The sequence below is a fragment of the Billgrantia bachuensis genome, from assembly GCF_011742165.1.
Lineage (GTDB): Bacteria > Pseudomonadota > Gammaproteobacteria > Pseudomonadales > Halomonadaceae > Halomonas > Halomonas bachuensis.
The window spans coordinates 138,254-151,661 of the sequence record NZ_JAAQTO010000018.1; the positions used below are offsets into that span (position 1 = coordinate 138,254).

Genomic DNA, 13,408 nt, shown 5'->3' on the forward strand with positions numbered 1-13,408 from the left:
CGTTCTCTCCTCGGGTGGCCTCGATCAGGCCATGCGGCCGGTGATGTAGTTCTCGGTACGCCGCAGGCTGGGGTTGGTGAACAGGGTGTCGGTGGGGGCGTACTCCACCAGTTCGCCGTCCTGCAGGAAGGCGGTGTAATCGGAGACTCGCGCCGCCTGCTGCATATTGTGGGTCACGAGTATCAGCGTCAGCTGCGATTTCAGGCTGCGAATCAGTTCCTCGATTTTCAGCGTCGAGATCGGGTCCAGCGCCGAGGCCGGCTCGTCGAGCAGCAGCACTTCGGGGCGCACCGCCAGCGAGCGGGCAATCACCAGGCGCTGCTGCTGGCCGCCCGAGAGTGACCAGGCCGAGGCACGCAGCCGATCCTTCACCTCGTCCCACAGGGCTGCGGCATGCAGCGCCCACTCGACGATGTCGTCCATGCGCCGACGCGTCAGCCCGCCCTGCAGGCGCAGGCCGAATGCCACGTTCTCGTAGATCGACATGGGGAATGGATTGGGCACCTGGAACACCATGCCGACACGGCGACGCAGCTCGTCCACGGCGACGTCGGGCGCGTGGATGTCCTGGCCTTCGAGCAGCACCCAACCTTCGTGGCTCACCTCCTCATTGAGATCGTGCAGCCGGTTGAGCGCGCGCAGCAGCGTCGACTTGCCGCAGCCCGACGGCCCGATAAAGGCCGTGACCCGATGCCGGGGCACCCGCAGCGAGATCCCTCGCAGCGCCGGCTTGCCACCATAGGCCAGGCCCAGACCTTCGATCTGGAAACAGCTGGTCTCGGCTGGGAAGTCGATGATCGAATCCGAGGCGGGCCGGAAGCGGGACGGCAAGGTCATCGGTGGGTGTTACCTCTTCATGGACGCGGCTGCACACCGTGACGCGCGCGAAAATAATGACGCAGAAAGATGGCAGTCAGGTTAAGCATCAGGATGACCAGCACCAAGAGTAGCGCTGTGGCAAACACCAGCGGCATGGCCGCCTGCACGTCGCTGCCGTGAAACGCCGTATCGTAGATGTGATAGCCAAGATGCATGAACTTGCGCTCAAGATGGAGGAAAGGGAACTCGCCGTCCACCGGCACCTGTGGCGCCAGCTTGGCCACGCCGACCAGCAACAGCGGCGCCACCTCGCCGGCAGCCCGGGCCACCGCCAGTATCACCCCGGTGAGCATGGCCGGCACCGCCATTGGCAGCACCACCCGGGACAATGTCTCGAACCGTGTGGCGCCCAGCGCCAGCGCACCTTCGCGCTGCTCGGCGGGGATTCGTGCCAGCCCCTCCTCGGTGGCGACGACGACCACCGGCAGTGTCAGCAGCGCCAGGGTAAGCGACGCCCACAGCAGCCCCCCGGTGCCGAAAGTGGGCGAAGGCAGCGTGTCGCTGAAGAACCATTCATCGAGCGAGCCGCCGATGCCATAGACGAACACCCCGAGGCCGAACACGCCGTAAACGATCGACGGCACCCCCGCCAGGTTGCGTACCGCAATCCGCACCAGGTTCGTCCAGCGCCCCTGATGAGCCACCTCGTTGAGATAGACCGCCGCCAGCACGCCGAAGGGCGTGACCAGCAACGACATCAGCAGCACCATCAATACGGTACCGAATATCGCCGGCCATACGCCGCCTGCCGAGTTGCCGTCCCGCGGGCCCTCGGCGAGGAAGCGCCATACCCCATCCGCCCAGGCGGCCAGCTTTTGCGCCAGCGGCATGGCGTTGGGCTGCCAGGCGCGCAGCACCTCGTCGAGCGGTTGCAGCAGGCGACGCCCGTCGGCGCTCTCGAGCAGCGCCACTTCACCGCGCATCGCCTGCTGCAGGTCATGCACCCGGGCATTGGCTTCGGCCAGCGCCCGCTGGGCGTCGGCGGCGTCCGGGTCGGCGTCGAGCTGCCGAATCAGCGGCCTGAGCACCTCGCGATGCAGCCGCTCGCGCTCGCTGCGCAGCTTTTCCAGCGCCGCCAGACGGGCCTGGAGCCTGGCCCAACCGGCTCGCTGAGGTTGTTGGCCCGGTGTCGCTTCGACGTCTCCCACGGCGATCAGGCGGCCTATGAACATGCCGTGGTGTCGTCGCTCCAGCACCACCAGATCCCGTGGCCGCTCGCGCGCAACGATGGCATCGACCGGCAGCCAGTGCCACACCTGGCCGTCGAGGTCGCGGTTGCCGGTGAAATAGAGCCGTTCGCGCCCTTGTCCCCGTTCCAGCGGCAGCTCGCGCACCGCGTGACCGGCTACTACCCGGCCATCATCCATCTCTATCTGTTCGACCGATGCCGGCCAAAAGTGGGCCAGCCCGCGTGCACCGATGAGCAGCATCAGTCCTCCCAGCATCAGCAGCGACAGCGCCACGCTACCGGCAGCGAGCCAGGCCCAGGGACCTTCCGAGCGTGGCAGACGACGCTTGCCGAACTTCACGCGAATCCCCTCATGGCGAACCACCGAGCCAGCGGTAGCGGCCCCTCAATCGGCTCCTCACCACCTCGGCCAGGGTATTGACCAGGAAGGTGAACAGGAACAGCAGCAGTGCCGCCAGCAGCAGCAGCAGATAGGCCTCGCTGCCGGGCACCGCCTCGGGCAGCTCGACGGCGATGCCCGCCGCCATGGTCCGCATGCCCTCGAAGGGGCTGAGGCTCATCAGGGCGGTGTTGCCACTGGCCATCAGCACGATCATCGTCTCGCCTACGGCGCGCCCGGCGCCGATCATCACCGCGGCGAAGATGCCCGGCGCAGCGGCTGGAAGCACTACCCGCCACAGGGTCTGCCAGCGCGTCGCGCCCAGGGCGTGCGCTCCCTCGCCGAGCCTGCCCGGGACGCCCGAGAGCGCATCCTCGGCCAAGGCGTAGACGCTCGGCATCACGGCGAAACCCATCGCCAGCCCCACGATCATGGCATTGCGCGTGGCGTAATCGAGCCCCAGCTCGGCATCCAGCCAGCCGCGCAGGTCGCCGCCGAACAGCAGCGACTCGACCCAGGGTGAGAAGAGCAGGGTGAGCGATGCCAGCAGGGCCAGCCAAGGCACCAACCAGAGCCCGGCCCGGGCCAGCGACAGCCGGCGACGCCCTGCCGAAGGCAGACGCCGCCACACCGCGGCGGCCAGCAATATCCCCAGTGGCAACACCAGCAAAAGTGCCAGCGAGCCCGCCAGATGTCGCTCCACCCAAGGGGCCAGCACGAGGCCGGCAACGAAACCGATCACCACCCCGGGGAGAGCCTCCATCATCTCCAAGGTAGGCTTGATGCGACTGCGCAACCGCTGCGACATGAACAGCGACGAGTGGACAGCGGCACCCAGCGCCAGGGGTATGGCGAAGGCCATCGCCCAGAAGGCCGCCTTCAGCGTGCCCCAGGCCATTGGCGTCAGCGCCATGCGGATGCGCGACGAATCGAGGGCCCCCCCCAGCAGAGCCGGCATGACCTCCATCGCCAGGAATACTCCGATGGCCAAGACCGCGACTATCACTCCGATGCCTCCGGCCGTGATCAGGGCAGTAGCCAACCGATCGCGCTGCCGACGCCATAGGGGCCGGAAGGAAGAGGAATCGGGAGAGGGCTCTATCATGATCGGCAGCGTATAACGGCTTGATGACAGTTGGATGACAGCGTCACGGCCGTGGATCGTCCAGGCCCAACCGCTCACGCTGGGACGCCATAGCCGTATCCGATAGCGCCACGAAGCCCAGCTCCGCGACCGTCTGCTGGCCTTGCGGCGAGAGGATGAGCTCCAGCAGCGCCCGCTCCGGCCCTGAAAGCGCCTCGCCAGGCGGCAGGTTGGCATAGAGGTACAATGCCCGGCTCAGCGGATAGTCGCCCCGGCGAACCTGCTCGGCTTCGGGCAGCCGAAGCATGCCCTCATCATCCTCCAGGGCCAGAGGCTTGACCCCTGGCGTCAGATGGTTGAGGCCGACATAGCCGATTGCCTCGCGGCTCTCGGTCACTGCCGCCACCACGGCGGCTGAACCGGGGTGTTCGTTGAGGCGCCGGCGATACTCGCCACCGCACAGTGCAAGCTGGCGAAAGAGTCCATAGCTGCCCGATGCCGGGTTGCGCCCGTGCAGCTCGATACGCCCGTCCCGTCCCTCGATGGCAAGCTGCTCCCAGCGAGTGATATCTCGCTCGCCGCCGCAGCGACGGGTTTGCGAGAAGATCGCATCGACCTCGGTCAGGCGCAGCGATTCCAGCGCATGGTGGCGGTGGACGATGACCGCCAGTGCATCACGGGCCACCTCCACTTCCACCGGTGCGTAACCATGGCTCCGGGCAAAGGCCTGACGCTCTTCCTCGTCCATCGGGCGAGACATGGGACCGAGCCGAGTGGTACCGGCCGCCAGCGCCGGAGGGGCGCTGGCCGATCCGCTGGCCTGCAGTTGCAGGCGAATGCCGGGATGGCGCTCGCCAAGCTGCTCGCCCCAGCGCAACATCAGCCCGGCCATGGTGTCGGAGCCAACGACGCCCAGGGTACCGACTGGCGGCTCGCTCGCCTGGGCCACCGTCACCAGCATCGCCAGCAGCATGGCGAGATAGCCATGACGTAGCTTGTGCCAGCCGAGCGTCGCGCCGATGGGAATCATGCCGGCCTCCTTAATAGCGGTCGAAGATTGCTGCCGGGACAGCGAAGCGCCTATGGCGACTTGTCGCAGCGCTGGTGAGCACAGGCCTTGGCGTATAAGATGACCTACTGTGATCGCTGCAATGCAATATCACCACCCACAACAACAAGCCGAGCTTACGACATTCCATGATCGACCTCGACGACGTTCCCGCTCCGCAGGGGCAACTGACCCTCAAGTTACTGGCCAATCGGCAGGATACCAACCTCTACGGTGACATTCCCGGTGGCTGGCTGGTATGCCACATGGATCAGGCCGCCGAACTGACGGCGGGCCGTGAAGCGCATGGTCGCACCGCCACCGTAGCCATCGAGACCATGGACTTCCTGTGCCCGGTCCGCGTCGGCTCGATGGTCAATATCTACACTGCCGTGCGAGAGATCGGCCACAGCTCGATCAAGATCGATGTGGAGGTTTGGATCCGCCAGCCCCATGAGCGTGAGAACAGCGAACTGCACAAGGTGACCGAAGCCCGCTTCGTGATGGTGGCTCTCGATGACAAGGGTCGCATCCGCGCAGTGCATCAGGCGGGCTGAGCGCTCACTGGGTAACCTTCCCCTTCCTCAGGCTCAACGTGACGAGGGCGCCTTATGGCGCCCTCGCAGCTCGGCGTTGGCGAACCGATGGTCAGTCGACGATGCTGTCGCGGGCCTTGAGGTAGGCGAATTCACCGGCATCGTTGGAGGGACGAACCAACTGCTGGAAGGCCTGATAGGACTCGTAGACCTTGGCTGAGTCCGGGTCGCTTTCGATCTGCTCTTGAATGACCGTCTGAGAAGCCTCGTAGAGTGCTTCCATGACATCCTGGGGGAAAGTGCGCAGCTGCACCCCGTGCTCCTCCACCAGGGTCTCCAGCGCCTGAGCATTGCGATAGATGAATTCGCTGTACATCGCCAGGTTGGAGGCGCGTGCCGCCTCGGTCACCACCGCCTTGAGGTCGTCGGGTAGATCGTTCCAGGCGTCGAGGTTGACGGTACCTTCGAGCACAGCAGACGGCTCGTTCCAGGCCGAAGTGTAGTAATAGTCTGCTACCTGATGCAGGCCGAAGGCCAGATCGTTGTAGGGACTGACCCAGTCGGCAGCATCGAGCACGCCGGTCTGCATCGAGGTGAAGATCTCGCCACCCGGCATGTTCACCGTGGTCACGCCGATACGATTCATGGCTTCACCGGCCAGCCCCGGCAGACGCAGCTTGATGCCCTGAAGGTCCTCGAGCGAGTTGATCTCTTTCTTGAACCAACCGCCGGGCTGGGTGCCGGTGTTACCCACGGCGAACGGCTTGAGGTTGTGCTTGGCATAGATCTCGTCCCACAGCTCCTGACCGCCGCCGTGGTAGAGCCAAGCGTTGGTTTCGTTAGTGTTCATGCCGAACGGCACGGCAGTGAAGAACTGCGAAGCGGCAACCTTGCCACGCCAGTAGTAGGCCGCCGAGTGACCCATCTGGGCGGTACCGGCGGCGACGGCGTCGAAGACTTCCAATGGCGGTACCAACTCACCTGCACCGTGGACGCGAACGCGCATACGGCCATTGGAGAGCTGCTCGATGCGCTTGGCGAAATCGCTGGCCCCTGTACCCAGAGCCGGAAAGTTGGTCGGCCAGGAGGTGACCATGTCCCAGGTAATGGTTTCCTGCGCCTTGGCGGTGGAAACGAATGGCGCGGCGACGACACCGGCGGCGCCGAGTCCGGCGGTCTTGAGGAATTTGCGGCGTTGCATGGCGAGCATGACTCCAGTGGTTATTCTAAGTCGCGTCTAATCAAGCGCGATGTGTCCGCCTGTGAGTATGCTTAATGACAATTTGGGCAGCAAGGGCGTCTTTTGACGTAGACGTCAACGTACCCAGGGATATGCCGATTTACCTCGCCGTTTCACCTCTCATAGGGGGGTGAGCTTGGCAAACCCCAGCACCAGCCATTTATCGCCTTCGCCCTCGAAGCTGACCTGTACCCGGGCTCGCGCGCCCTCGCCCTCGGCATTGAGAATGACTCCCTCGCCGAAAACCGGATGCTGCACCCGTTGACCCAGACTCAGGCTGGGCAAGTCGCCGCCAGGGTCGACCGAAGTCTGCCGCGACAGCCCCAGCGCCGGTCGGGTGGCCGTTACGGGGCGCGAGATCTGGCCACGCAGGCGCACCTCTTCCAGGTACTCGGCAGGTATTTCGCGCAGGAAGCGCGATGGCCGCTGGAAGGTTTCCTTGCCGTGCAGGCGACGGATCTCCGAGTGGGTCAGGTAGAGCTTGCGCATGGCCCGGGTCAGGCCGACGTAGCACAGGCGGCGCTCCTCCTCGAGGCGGCCGGGCTCCTCCAGCGACATCTTGTGCGGGAACAACCCCTCCTCGACCCCGGCGATGAATACTACCGGGAACTCCAGCCCTTTCGCCGAATGCAGCGTCATCAGCTGCACGCTGTCCTCGAACTCGTCGGCTTCATGATCGCCGGCATTGAGCGCCGCCTCGGCCAGGAAAGCTTCCAGCGCCACGCCCCCCTCACCGGCCTCGGGCGGGTCGAAGGACTCACCCTGGGTGAAGGCGCGGGCGGCGTTGATCAGCTCTTCCAGGTTCTCGACCCGGGCCTGGCCCTTCTCGCCCTTCTCGTTCTGGTGATGCTCAAGGAGCCCCGATACCTCGTTCACATGAGCGATGATCTCGTGCAGTGCCATGCCGGCGGTGTCGTTGTCGAGCCGCTCGACGAGATCGGCGAAGGCCTGCAATGCAGCGCCGGCACGCCCTTTCAGCGAACCGTCGGCAAGGCCGTCATGCAGCGCCTGCCACAGCGATACGTCGGCCAGCCGGGCACGCTCGCGCAGTTGCTCCACGGTCCGTGTGCCGATACCGCGTGGCGGCACATTGACGATGCGCTCCAGCGAGGCATCGTCGTCACGGTTCAGCAGCAGCCGCAGGTAGGCCAGGGCATTCTTGATCTCGAGGCGCTCGTAGAAGCGCTGGCCGCCATAGATGCGATAGGGCATGCCCTGGCGGATCAATATCTCCTCGAGCACCCGCGACTGGGCGTTGGAGCGATAGAGGATGGCCACGTCTCGGCGCCGGAAGCCCTCGTCGACCTTCTCCTTGATGGTATCGGCGATGAAGCGCGCCTCGTCGAGGTCGTTGAAGCCGGCATACACCGAGATCGGCTCACCGCGCGCCCCGGCCGTCCACAGCTCCTTGCCCATGCGTTCGGCGTTGTGGCTGATCAGGGCGTTGGCGGCATCGAGAATGGCACTGGTGGAGCGGTAGTTCTGCTCCAGGCGCACGGTCTTCGTCTCGGAGAACTCCCGCTCGAAGCGGCGGATGTTCTCGATCCGCGCCCCGCGCCAGCCATAGATCGACTGGTCGTCGTCGCCGACCACGGTCATCGGCGTCTTCATGCCGGTGAGCAGCTTGAGCCAGGCGTACTGCAGGGTGTTGGTGTCCTGGAACTCGTCGACCAGCACGTGGGCGAAGCGCTCCTGATAGTGCGCCAGCAGCGCCGGGGTATCGCGCAACAGCTCCAGGCTTCTGAGCAGCAGCTCGCCGAAGTCGACCAGACCGCCGCGTTCACACGTCAACTGGTAGCGCTCATATAGCTCGACCATCTGGGCCATGTAGGCGTCGCCATGCACGTCGACCTGATGCGGGCGCAGCCCCTCCTCCTTGCAGCCGGAGATGAAATACTGGACCTGGCGCGGCGGGAAGCGCTCGTCGTCGACTTGATGCTCCTTGAGCAGGCGCTTGACCAGGCGCAGTTGGTCATCGGAGTCGATGATCTGGAAGTGCTGCGGCAGCCTCGCATCCTGCCAGTGAGTGCGCAGCAGGCGATGGGAGATGGAGTGGAAAGTACCGACCCAGACGTTACGCAGCGACAAGCCCAGCAGCGCCTCCAGGCGGGTACGCATCTCGCGCGCGGCCTTGTTGGTGAAGGTCACGGCCAGAACGGCGTAGGGCGACAGCCCCTCGGCCTGCATCAGCCAGGCGATGCGGTGAACCAGTACGCGGGTCTTGCCCGAGCCGGCCCCGGCCAGCACCAGCATGTTGCCCTGGGGCGCACTCACCGCCTCGCGCTGAGCCGGGTTCAACTGATCGAGAATCGCCGTGACGTCATCCATGGAAGGGGTCTGCCGCTGGAAAATTGATCGCCCAGCTTAGCATATTGAACCCTGTGAGGCCTGGCGTTGCCAGGCGCGGTACGATTCGCGACACGCTCGGACGAAACCCTGACGCGCCACTGGCCGCCTGCGCGTCGCGTCGGAACAAGGTCCCTCTTGCCGACGCTAAATCGACATCCCTGTCGATTTCCGCGCGCGGCTGCGTTGGCGTCAGCGTCCTCGCTAAGGTCGCGCCATCTGCACCGCGCCAGCCCCGTTCTCGTGTGAGCGGCGCCTGGGATAGCCGAGTGCTCTGGCCGCTAGGGCTTACCTTCCTGTTCCGGAAACCTCAGCGGCGTCAGGCTCTTCTTCACCGCCTTGAGCTGCTCTGCGAGCCTCGGCCCGCGGGTCTTGGCCACGCCCACGGCAAGCACGTCGACCAGCACCAGGTGGGCGATACGCGAGCTCATCGGCGTATATATCTCGGTGTCCTCGTGGACATCGATATACAGCGGCAGGGTCACCTCCTCGGCCAGCGGCGAGCCACTGGGGCACAGGCCGATCACAGTAGCCCCCGCCTCGCGGGCCAGGCGCACGCTGGCCACCAGGGCGCGGGTGCGGCCGGTCTGGGAGATCGCCACCACCACGTCACCCTCCTTGAGCGTCACCGCCGACATGTTCTGCATGTGCGGGTCGGCATAGGCGGCGGTGGAGATCTGCAGGCGGAAGAACTTGTGCTGGGCATCGAAGGCCACCGCGCCGGAAGCGCCGAAGCCGTAGAACTCGACCCGATTGGCCATGGCCAGCGCCTGGATCGCTCGGCTCATGGCATCGTTGTCGAGCCGATCGCGCACCGACAGCAAGGTACCCACGGTGGAGTCGAAGATGCTCTGCGAGAACTCGGCGACCGAGTCGTCGTCGTTCATCGTGAACTGGGCGAACTGACTGCCCGAGGCCAGCATTTGCGCCAGCTTGAGCTTGAAGTCCTGAAATCCGTTGCAGCCCAGCGCCCGACAGAAACGCACCACGGTCGGTTCGCTCACCTTGGCCTCGGTGGCCAGGTCGACGATGCGCATATGGATCACTTCGTCGGGGTTGCGAAGCACGAAGCGCGCCACTTTCTGCTCGGAGCGGCGGAAATGCTCCATGCGGCGTCTCATTTCATCGAACAGGGCGCGGCTCACGCGGAACTCCTTGGTAGACGAACGCAGAGGCTCAGTATGCCTGATCCGGCTCGCTTGGGGGAGTTTCCCTATGAAAGCGTGGAATGGCCCACTTCGTCACGAAACTGTCAAGTAGGGTATAGTAAAGATGCTGTGATTTGATCTTGTACCAGAGAAGATAAGGCACAGAAGAAGAAGGGAGAGTCGATCATGAGTAAGGTCGAACGGGTCACTTCCGTCAAGAACGAACTTCTCGACATCTTCATGAGCATCAATGTCGCCGAGCATGAGAAGCGCTCCCGCAGCGCCGCTCAGCGTAACCTGCGAGCCCGGCGCGGCATCGAGTTGCACCAGGAGTTCAAGCAGCTGGAGCGCGACATCGCCGATCTGGCCGACGAAGAGAAACACTGAAACGGCCGCCAAGAGGCGGCCGTGAAGGCAGACAACTCAAGCCCCGCCCGGCGGGGCTTAGGGGGGTCGTCACCCCGGTAGCGTCACCCCAGCAAAGAGTGAATGAACACCGCGACCACGCCCAGCGGCGCCACGTAACGCGCCACCACGAGCCACAGCGACTCGCTACCGCCGGAGAGATTGAGTTCGTCGGCCACGCTCTTACGATCCAGGCACCAGGCAACGAACAGGATCGCGCCGAGGCCTGTCAGGGGCAGCAGAATCTTGCTGGTGAAGGTATCCAGCAGGTCGAAGATGTTGAGCCCCATGATCAGAACATCCCCCAGCATGTTGAACGAGAGCAGAGCGAGGATACCCAGTATCCATACCGCCACCCCGCTGATCAGGGTCGCCACGACGCGCGAGAGCGGCGTGCGCTCCTCGACGAACTCCACCACCGGTTCCAGCAGCGAGATGGCCGAGGTCAACGCCGCGAAGGTCAGCAGCAAAAAGAACGCCAGGCCAAGCAGAGTGCCGCCGGCCATGTTGCCGAAGGCCAGCGGCAGCGTGACGAAGATCAGCCCTGGGCCCGAAGCGAGATCCAGTCCGTTGGCAAACACGATGGGGAAGATCGCCAGACCCGCCAGCAAGGCGATGCCGGTATCGAGGATGATCACGGTACGGGCGGTGCCCAGCAGGTTGACCTCTTCTCCCAGGTAGGAGCCGTAGGCCATCATGATGCCCATGCCCAGCGAGAGGGTGAAGAAAGCCTGCCCCATGGCAGCCAACACCACCTCGCCGTTGATGGCGCCCCAGTCGGGCCGGAACATGAAGGAGAGCGCCTCACCGAAGTGACCGGTCGTCATGCCGTAGCCCACCAGGACCAGCATCAGGATTACCAGCGCCGGCATCATGGTTCGAACAGCCCCTTCCAGTCCCTTGGTCACGCCGCGGGCCACGATGCCGATGACCAGCACCATGAAAAGGGTGTGCCATAGCAACAGCACACCGGGGCTGGCCAGCATACCGGCGAAGACGCCACCGACTTCCTCGGCATTCTGGCCGCTGAACGTACCGGTGATCGAACCCAGCGTGTAGGAGAGCGACCAGCCACCGATCACGCTGTAGAAGGAAAGGATCAGGAAGGCGCCCAGAACGCCGCTGACACCGACCAACACCCAGGCCGGCAAGTGTCCGCCCCGGCGCGCGAGTTCGGACATGGCATTGATCGGGTTCTTCTGACCACGCCGACCGATCAGCCACTCTGCCACCAGGATCGGCAGACCGATGACGGCGATGCAGAGCAGGTAGACCAGGACGAAAGCTGCCCCTCCGCTCTCGCCCACCATATAGGGAAACTTCCAGATATTGCCCAGCCCCACCGCCGAACCAGCGGCCGCGAGCACGAAGGTCATCTTCGATGACCATTGCGCATGTACGAGTTTAGACATGGTTCACCTATTGTTGTGTGTCTGGTCGTTGATCTTTCTCAAGCGCAAAAACACAGAAGATAGGAGGGTTTTTGGCTCGAATGCCGGCAAATTTATCCGATCATACGCTCGAACGCCAGTAACGATGTCAGTCAGAACAGGCTCGTTTGCCGCTCCCCGGCAAAAGCACCCAGAGGTGGCAGGTCGATGTCGCAGGCAAGCGCCTGGAAGAGCCGCCTGGCCAGTTGCGGAGCCTGACGGTTGTCAGCGGTATGCACAAACAAGAAAGGGGTTTTCCCCTGTTTTATCCACAGCTTGATCTGTCCAACCCACGGCTGGAAGTGATCCCTATTGATTGACTCTTCCAGATGCCCGATGAAGCGAATCAACGGCTGGTTTCCCGTGGAAAGCACGTGTAATGGGCATCTTGGCTTTTCACTCTGGGCGTGGGCCAGAGCCGGGCTGCCTTCCGCTGTTGTCGAAAACAACGCACGGACGTCGAGCATGGCGCGGTTGGCGCCATGAGTTATCAACAGGCGGTTCAAGGCAACTTCGGCCATCCCCTTGTGGAAAAACTCGGGATGACGAACCTCCACGGCGCAGGGAATGCCAGCCGGCCAGCGCAACAGCAACGCCTCTAGCCGGGGCAGTTCGGCGAAGCCGAAATCCCGCGGCAACTGAACGAGCAGCGGGCCCAGGCGATCATGCAGCGGCGCGAGCGCGTCGAGAAAGGCATCGAACTCGGCCTCGACGTCGTGTAGACGCTTCCCATGGGTGAGTGTCGCCGGCAACTTGAAGCAGAAACGGAAGGAGGGGGGAGCCAGGCGCGACCAGCCTGCCACCGTCTCCGCTCTGGGTGCACCGCTGTAGAAGGTCGTGTTGCCCTCCACCGCGGAGAAGACCTGAGCGTAGTCGGCCAGCCAACTCTCCTGGCCAGCGTAGGGCGGGTAAAGGGAGCCACACCACTCGGGATTGGCCCACATGGGCAAACCCAGATACAGTCCGGACAACCTTTTCATACTCCTGTAACAAAAATAATCGGAAACGACGCGGGCCGAGTGGCAGCATGAGCTTCCCGCCCAGGCTGCACAAGGAAGATGCGCCACTGCTGCGCCGAATGCCATGGAAACGACATTCAATCTCGCGCTATTTGCCCAACTGAACGCTGCGCCCGATAGCGACCCCCGCCTGCTGCTGTTGGCGGAAATTTTCGCCGTCTATCTGATCTGGCTGGTGCCGGCCCTGCTGGTCATCGGCTGGCTACGCGGCAGCGAACGCTTGAAGCGCCCCTTGCTCGAGGCTTTCGTGGCCACTCTGCTCGCCCTGGCGGCGAGCTGGCTGATCGGGCATCTCTGGCCCAGCCCGCGGCCTTTCATGATTCCCATCGGCCAGACATTCCTGGAACATGAGCCTACCCCGGCCTTTCCCAGCAACCATGCCACGATCATGCTGACCATGGCTTTCAGCCTGCTGCTGCATGCCGGTACCCGACGCATCGGGCGCTACCTGCTACTGCTGGCGATCCCGGTTGCCTGGGCGCGGATCTTCCTCGGCGTGCATTTTCCGCAGGACATGTTCGGCGCCCTGCTGCTGGCCGCGGGCTTGGCCACGCTGGTCGGTGCCAGCCGCGCCTGGCTTATCCTGCCGTTCTATTACCATGTCGCCATGCGGCTCTATCTTCTGCTGTTCGCTCCGCTGATTCGCCGTGGCTGGGTGGAGCGCTGAGCGCCCCACCCCATGCCAACGCGACAGAGTTGTCGCAG

12 protein-coding genes are annotated in these 13,408 nt (G+C 64.1%); 3 read left to right on the forward strand and 9 right to left on the reverse strand.

The window, feature by feature from the left end; genetic code table 11:
- Positions 1-24 precede the first annotated feature (24 nt).
- The 4 genes from pstB to HBJ55_RS08170 form a co-directional block, all read right to left on the reverse strand.
- A complete protein-coding gene (pstB, locus tag HBJ55_RS08155) occupies positions 25-837 on the reverse strand; it encodes a phosphate ABC transporter ATP-binding protein PstB (protein WP_167112915.1) in 813 nt (270 codons plus the stop codon).
- A gap of 17 nt (positions 838-854) precedes the next feature.
- On the reverse strand, positions 855-2,324 hold the full coding sequence (gene pstA, locus HBJ55_RS08160) for a phosphate ABC transporter permease PstA (RefSeq protein WP_240936034.1): 1,470 nt from the start codon (positions 2,322-2,324) through the stop codon (positions 855-857).
- A 94-nt stretch (positions 2,325-2,418) separates the two neighbouring features.
- Complete coding sequence (locus HBJ55_RS08165) at positions 2,419-3,552, reverse strand: ABC transporter permease subunit (RefSeq protein ID WP_167113031.1); 1,134 nt, start codon at positions 3,550-3,552, stop codon at positions 2,419-2,421.
- 43 nt (positions 3,553-3,595) lie between these two features.
- Positions 3,596-4,561, reverse strand: coding sequence for a phosphate ABC transporter substrate-binding protein (locus HBJ55_RS08170; RefSeq protein WP_338071982.1), 966 nt, complete (start codon positions 4,559-4,561; stop codon positions 3,596-3,598).
- A gap of 167 nt (positions 4,562-4,728) precedes the next feature.
- Between HBJ55_RS08170 and HBJ55_RS08175 the strand changes: the two genes are divergently transcribed.
- A complete protein-coding gene (locus HBJ55_RS08175; protein WP_167112919.1) occupies positions 4,729-5,136 on the forward strand; it encodes an acyl-CoA thioesterase in 408 nt (135 codons plus the stop codon).
- 91 nt (positions 5,137-5,227) lie between these two features.
- On the opposite strand, the gene HBJ55_RS08180 is transcribed toward HBJ55_RS08175, so the two are convergent.
- The 3 genes from HBJ55_RS08180 to hexR form a co-directional block, all read right to left on the reverse strand.
- Positions 5,228-6,316, reverse strand: a complete 1,089-nt coding sequence (locus HBJ55_RS08180; protein ID WP_167112920.1) for a TRAP transporter substrate-binding protein — start codon at positions 6,314-6,316, stop codon at positions 5,228-5,230.
- A 159-nt stretch (positions 6,317-6,475) separates the two neighbouring features.
- On the reverse strand, positions 6,476-8,683 hold the full coding sequence (uvrD, locus tag HBJ55_RS08185; protein ID WP_167112922.1) for a DNA helicase II: 2,208 nt from the start codon (positions 8,681-8,683) through the stop codon (positions 6,476-6,478).
- A 299-nt stretch (positions 8,684-8,982) separates the two neighbouring features.
- Positions 8,983-9,846 (reverse strand): transcriptional regulator HexR, encoded by an 864-nt coding sequence (hexR, locus tag HBJ55_RS08190; protein WP_167112924.1) that lies wholly within the window; start codon positions 9,844-9,846, stop codon positions 8,983-8,985.
- Positions 9,847-10,035: 189 nt separating this feature from the next.
- On the opposite strand from hexR, the gene HBJ55_RS08195 reads away from it, so the two are divergent.
- Complete coding sequence (locus HBJ55_RS08195) at positions 10,036-10,236, forward strand: PA3496 family putative envelope integrity protein (RefSeq protein ID WP_111415152.1); 201 nt, start codon at positions 10,036-10,038, stop codon at positions 10,234-10,236.
- Between the two features lie 83 nt (positions 10,237-10,319).
- Here the strand turns inward: HBJ55_RS08195 and HBJ55_RS08200 are convergent, their stop codons facing one another.
- Positions 10,320-11,666: a sodium-dependent transporter gene (locus HBJ55_RS08200; protein ID WP_167112926.1), complete on the reverse strand. Its 1,347-nt coding sequence runs from the start codon at positions 11,664-11,666 to the stop codon at positions 10,320-10,322.
- A gap of 131 nt (positions 11,667-11,797) precedes the next feature.
- A complete protein-coding gene (locus HBJ55_RS08205; protein ID WP_167113032.1) occupies positions 11,798-12,664 on the reverse strand; it encodes a DUF72 domain-containing protein in 867 nt (288 codons plus the stop codon).
- A 103-nt stretch (positions 12,665-12,767) separates the two neighbouring features.
- Here HBJ55_RS08205 and HBJ55_RS08210 point away from each other — a divergent pair, with 103 nt between their 5' ends.
- Positions 12,768-13,370, forward strand: coding sequence for a phosphatase PAP2 family protein (locus HBJ55_RS08210; protein ID WP_167112929.1), 603 nt, complete (start codon positions 12,768-12,770; stop codon positions 13,368-13,370).
- Positions 13,371-13,408 lie beyond the last annotated feature (38 nt).

Bases quoted from the DNA above. Each gene is read 5' to 3' on its own strand.
- pstB (WP_167112915.1), bottom strand. From the start codon at position 837: ATGACCTTGCCGTCCCGCTTCCGGCCCGCCTCGGATTCGATCATCGAC.
- pstA (WP_240936034.1), bottom strand. From the start codon at position 2,324: ATGCTGGGAGGACTGATGCTGCTCATCGGTGCACGCGGGCTGGCCCAC.
- HBJ55_RS08165 (WP_167113031.1), bottom strand. From the start codon at position 3,552: ATGATAGAGCCCTCTCCCGATTCCTCTTCCTTCCGGCCCCTATGGCGT.
- HBJ55_RS08170 (WP_338071982.1), bottom strand. From the start codon at position 4,561: ATGATTCCCATCGGCGCGACGCTCGGCTGGCACAAGCTACGTCATGGC.
- HBJ55_RS08175 (WP_167112919.1), top strand. From the start codon at position 4,729: ATGATCGACCTCGACGACGTTCCCGCTCCGCAGGGGCAACTGACCCTC.
- HBJ55_RS08180 (WP_167112920.1), bottom strand. From the start codon at position 6,316: ATGCAACGCCGCAAATTCCTCAAGACCGCCGGACTCGGCGCCGCCGGT.
- uvrD (WP_167112922.1), bottom strand. From the start codon at position 8,683: ATGGATGACGTCACGGCGATTCTCGATCAGTTGAACCCGGCTCAGCGC.
- HBJ55_RS08195 (WP_111415152.1), top strand. From the start codon at position 10,036: ATGAGTAAGGTCGAACGGGTCACTTCCGTCAAGAACGAACTTCTCGAC.
- HBJ55_RS08200 (WP_167112926.1), bottom strand. From the start codon at position 11,666: ATGTCTAAACTCGTACATGCGCAATGGTCATCGAAGATGACCTTCGTG.
- HBJ55_RS08205 (WP_167113032.1), bottom strand. From the start codon at position 12,664: ATGAAAAGGTTGTCCGGACTGTATCTGGGTTTGCCCATGTGGGCCAAT.
- HBJ55_RS08210 (WP_167112929.1), top strand. From the start codon at position 12,768: ATGGAAACGACATTCAATCTCGCGCTATTTGCCCAACTGAACGCTGCG.